The following is a 4,418-nucleotide window of genomic DNA, read 5'->3' on the forward strand; positions in this document are numbered from 1 at the left end:
AGTTATCTTCCTATCGGGTCGGCGATGCAGGCTTCTTTCAGCCTGCCGGCTCAGCAAACATGCTGGGCGAACAAAAAACACGGATTAAATTGTTAATCCATGCTTTTTATACATTTTCAAATTATATTTTTACATTATACTCTAATAAAATGAATTAGTTTTCCTGAATAATCTCCATATAAATCAGTGACATTAATTCCAGCATTCATAAGTGCTCCACCTGAATAAACTACACCAGTTTCTTCATTTTTGTACTTTGAATTTTCATCAAGACCTTTAAGCTTTATTCTTCTGCTGTGATAATTAGGTCTTCCTAAGACCTGTATACATGTAACCAAAACTTCTGCCTTATCTTTTGATACAACAGACCAGCAGTCAAATTCATTATTTTCTGAATAATTAGCAATTCTATAATAATCTCCTCTTCTAACAAGATCATTATATTTATGATACATATCAATCTGCTTTGGAATCATGTTCCTATCTTCTTCTGATATCTTTGTTATATCAAGTTCATATCCAAATGTACCACTTAAAGCTACATAACCTCTTGTCTCAAATGGTGTTGTTCTTCCTACTGTATGGTTAGGACAGTCACTTACATGTGCTCCCATAGTACTTAATGGATATACCAATGCAGTACCTTCTTGAATCTTGAGTCTCTCAATTGCATCAGTGTCATCAGAACACCATATTTGTGGACTGTAATAAAGCATTCCCGGGTCAAATCTTGCTCCACCACCAGAACAGTTTTCTAACAATAAATCAGGAAAATCTTTAGTAAGTCTATCCATTAGGCTATACACAGCAAGAACATATCTATGGAATATTTCACCATGTTGCTCCGGTTTCATAAAACTACTTCCAAGGTCTGTAATTTGTCTGTTCATATCCCATTTTACATATGTTATATTTGCACTTGAAAGTATTTTCTTAATACATCCATATACATAATCTACTACTTCTTTTCTTGTTAAATCAAGAACATACTGTTCACGACATAATGCAGGGGTACGGCCTTCTATGTGAATGCACCAATCTGGATGAGCCTTATATAATTCTGAATCTGGTGAAATCATCTCTGGTTCAAACCATATTCCAAATTCAAGACCAAGTTTATTAACTTCATCAACAAGATATTTCAAACCGCCCTTGATTTTATTTTCATTTACAAACCAGTCTCCAAGAGATGAATTGTCTGCATTACGATGTCCAAACCATCCATCATCCATAACAAGCATTTCAATTCCTACCTTTGAAGCTTCTTTTGCAATTGCAAGAAGTTTATCTGTGTCAAAATCAAAATAAGTTGCTTCCCAGTTATTTATTAAAATAGGACGTTTTTTATCTTTATATTTTCCTCTTATTAAGTGATTTCTATATAAATCATGGAATGTTCTTGTCATCTTTCCTATTCCAGCATCAGAATAAACCATAACTACTTCAGGTGTTGTAAATCCTTCACCAGAATTCAATCCCCATTCAAAATCTGTTGGATTTATTCCCATAAGAACTCTTGTTGTATCAAACTGACATCCCTCAACCTGTGCTAAGAAATTTCCTGAATATACAAAATTAAATCCATATACATTTCCATAATCATCTGTAGCTTTTGAATCCATTAAAGCGATGAATGGTGCATCCTGATGGCTTGTTTCACCTCTTACTGATGAAACAGTCTGAACACCATATGTTACTTTTCTTCTATTTATATGTCTTTCTCTTGCCCATGAACCATGTAAAGAAATCATATCATAATCTACACCATCAAAATCTATGCACATAGATAATGCTTTTGTTAAATATATTTTTTCTTTTCCTTCATTTACTATTTTTGCACTTCTAGTCACAACATCTAAATTTTCAAAAACAGTATATGTTAATATTACCTTTAGATTTAAATCTTTATCTAAACATGTTATTTCAAGACTTTCACATTCTGTATCTTTTCCAAATGTAGCAGGAAGTCCTTCTAATTCTTTTTTTCCTTTATAAATATTATGTGAAACATATTGAAGTTTACATGCTGTATTTCCATAAATATCTTTAACAGATAATGCTGTCTGTCTAAAATCTCCTATTCCATGAGTGGAATACTCTGTTGGAAAACTATCATAGAAAGATACTCTATCTCTGTTATTTTTAGATGGAACAAAAGGTGGCTCATCAATACGTAAAAGATAATTTACATTTTCATCTACTATCTTTTTTCCAAAATACACATGTCCTAAAAATTGTTCATCATCTACAACTGCAATAATATATGATGTATCTTTTCCATCTAATTTAAAGACTTTATCTTTTTCAAAATATTTAATTCCCATAAAAACCTCCATAATTATATATATGTTGAAACTTAAATTTATTATTAAAATCAATCACTATATGTCAAATAATGAATAAATCATTTTACAATGATGTTGATCTTATGAAATCATTTTCAAAAAACTCTACATTTAGAATAACTTCGTTTAATATTTATTTCAATATAATTTGTAGATGCCAGTAAAAATTCTATCAAATTCTGATTTTTTGTATATTTTTATTTTAGCTTCAAATCTATTGCTGCATATAATTAAAATTATAGCTGCAACAGATTTTTTATTAATCATTTATTTTTTTTATAACTCTTGCAGGACATCCTACTGCAACAGAATCAGCTGGAATATCTTTACTGACAACTGCTCCTGCAGCAATTACAGAATTATCTCCAATTGTTACTCCAGGAACTATTGTAACATTTGATCCAATCCATACATTTTTTCCTATAACTACAGGCATAGGATAAGTTATATGTCTTGTTTTTAAATCAAATCCATGATTTAATGTTGCTATTGTCACATTCATTCCTATCTGACTTCCATCTCCTATCCTTACTCCACCTCTATCTTGAAAAGAACATCCTGTATTTATAAATACATTTTTCCCCACTGTAATGTTCTTTCCAAAATCAGTATAGAAAGGTGGAAATAAAAAGAAAGTATCATCAACTTCTTTTCCAATAAGCTTAGAAAATAAATTATTTACCTCAGCAGGTTCATGATATTTATTATTGAGTTCTGCTGTAATCTTCATAGCTTCATTACTATATTTAACAAGAATTTTATGTGCTTCTGTACCACCTTCAATAGGCTGGCTGTTTTTCACCATATTCATAAATTCACTATCTGTCATCGTTTTCCTCCCCTTCATAATTTACTATATTTTATTTTTTAATTTACAATGAATAATAAAATTTCTTTGATTATACAATTTTGCTATTAGAATTATAACTTAACTATGTTGAAATTATTTTCACCTGGCATTCTATACTATATCAAATATATATCAAATATATTTCAAATGTAACTTTAATTTTAATACATGTAATATATTTTAAATATATATTATATTTAGTAATTATTCAATCTTATTTTATGACAAATTATATTTATTTTTATGTCATATTTTATCAATTATTAGAAAGTTTATAAAACTCACCTTTCTTCTCAATAAGTTCCTTATAGCTTCCTTGTTCAACAATTTTTCCTCCATTAATCAACACTATATTATCAGCGTCCTTAATTGTTGATAATCTATGTGCAACCATAAACGTAGTTCTATTCTTTATAAGATTTTTCATTGCTTTTTGAACATGAACTTCTGATTTATTATCTAAAGCTGATGTCGCTTCATCAAAAATAATAACTTTTGGATCTCTTATAAGTGCTCTGGCAATTGAAATACGCTGTTTCTGACCTCCAGAAAGCATATCTCCATGTTCCCCTACATTAGTATTTATTCCATCAGGAAGTTTTTCTATAACTTCTGTTAAACATGCTGCATCTATTATTTCTTCTAATTTTTCATCACTTACTTCAATTCCATAAGTAATATTTTCTTTTATTGTTCCAGAAAACAGAACGGTATTTTGTGGAACCATTGCAATATGTTTTCTATAACTCTGAAGATTTATTTCAGTCATATCATTACCATCAATTAAAAGCTTTCCATGAGTAGGATGCAGAAAACCAACTATCATCTGAATCAATGTAGATTTTCCCTCCCTTAGTTCATTTCCATTAAATTTTATTTATACCACCTTTACACAACCGTGTGCATATACTATTCAATATACATTCCTTTTTTCTCAAATAAATCACCTCAGTTTTTTTGGATACGTTTACTTGGCTACTAAAAGATTATATCATTTGTACTTCTCTAATTAATTTGCATTATCTACTATTTATAAACAATTATTCGGTTCTTTTTTGATAATATTTTTTAATAATATTTCTAACAATCATAAATTGTAAATTAATACAATCATTGTTTTTCATTTTTATATAATTAGTTTAGATATTTAAAAACTCTGTTTTTGTTATTTACAACACAATATAAAACAAAAAACTGTTGCTGCAAATAGCTTGACCATAAAA

Annotated in this window: 3 protein-coding genes; all 3 read right to left on the reverse strand. The window is 29.2% G+C overall.

Features of this window, described 5'->3' with window-relative positions:
* Window positions 1-134: 134 nt before the first annotated feature.
* The 3 genes from Q0F58_RS17480 to Q0F58_RS17490 all read right to left on the reverse strand — a co-directional run bounded on the left by Q0F58_RS17480 (window position 135) and on the right by Q0F58_RS17490 (window position 4,030).
* The gene (locus tag Q0F58_RS17480; protein ID WP_294379147.1) at window positions 135-2,324 is read right to left on the reverse strand and encodes an alpha-galactosidase; all 2,190 of its coding nucleotides are present in this window, start codon (window positions 2,322-2,324) and stop codon (window positions 135-137) included.
* 280 nt (window positions 2,325-2,604) lie between these two features.
* Complete coding sequence (locus Q0F58_RS17485) at window positions 2,605-3,174, reverse strand: sugar O-acetyltransferase (RefSeq protein WP_294379148.1); 570 nt, start codon at window positions 3,172-3,174, stop codon at window positions 2,605-2,607.
* 277 nt (window positions 3,175-3,451) lie between these two features.
* Complete coding sequence (locus tag Q0F58_RS17490; RefSeq protein WP_294379149.1) at window positions 3,452-4,030, reverse strand: ABC transporter ATP-binding protein; 579 nt, start codon at window positions 4,028-4,030, stop codon at window positions 3,452-3,454.
* Between the last annotated feature and the right edge of the window lie 388 nt (window positions 4,031-4,418).

Origin of the sequence: uncultured Clostridium sp., from assembly GCF_934754915.1 — a bacterium.
Classification (GTDB): Bacteria; Bacillota; Clostridia; order Clostridiales; family Clostridiaceae; genus Clostridium.

Bases quoted from the DNA above. Each gene is read 5' to 3' on its own strand.
- Q0F58_RS17480 (WP_294379147.1), bottom strand. From the start codon at position 2,324: ATGGGAATTAAATATTTTGAAAAAGATAAAGTCTTTAAATTAGATGGA.
- Q0F58_RS17485 (WP_294379148.1), bottom strand. From the start codon at position 3,174: ATGACAGATAGTGAATTTATGAATATGGTGAAAAACAGCCAGCCTATT.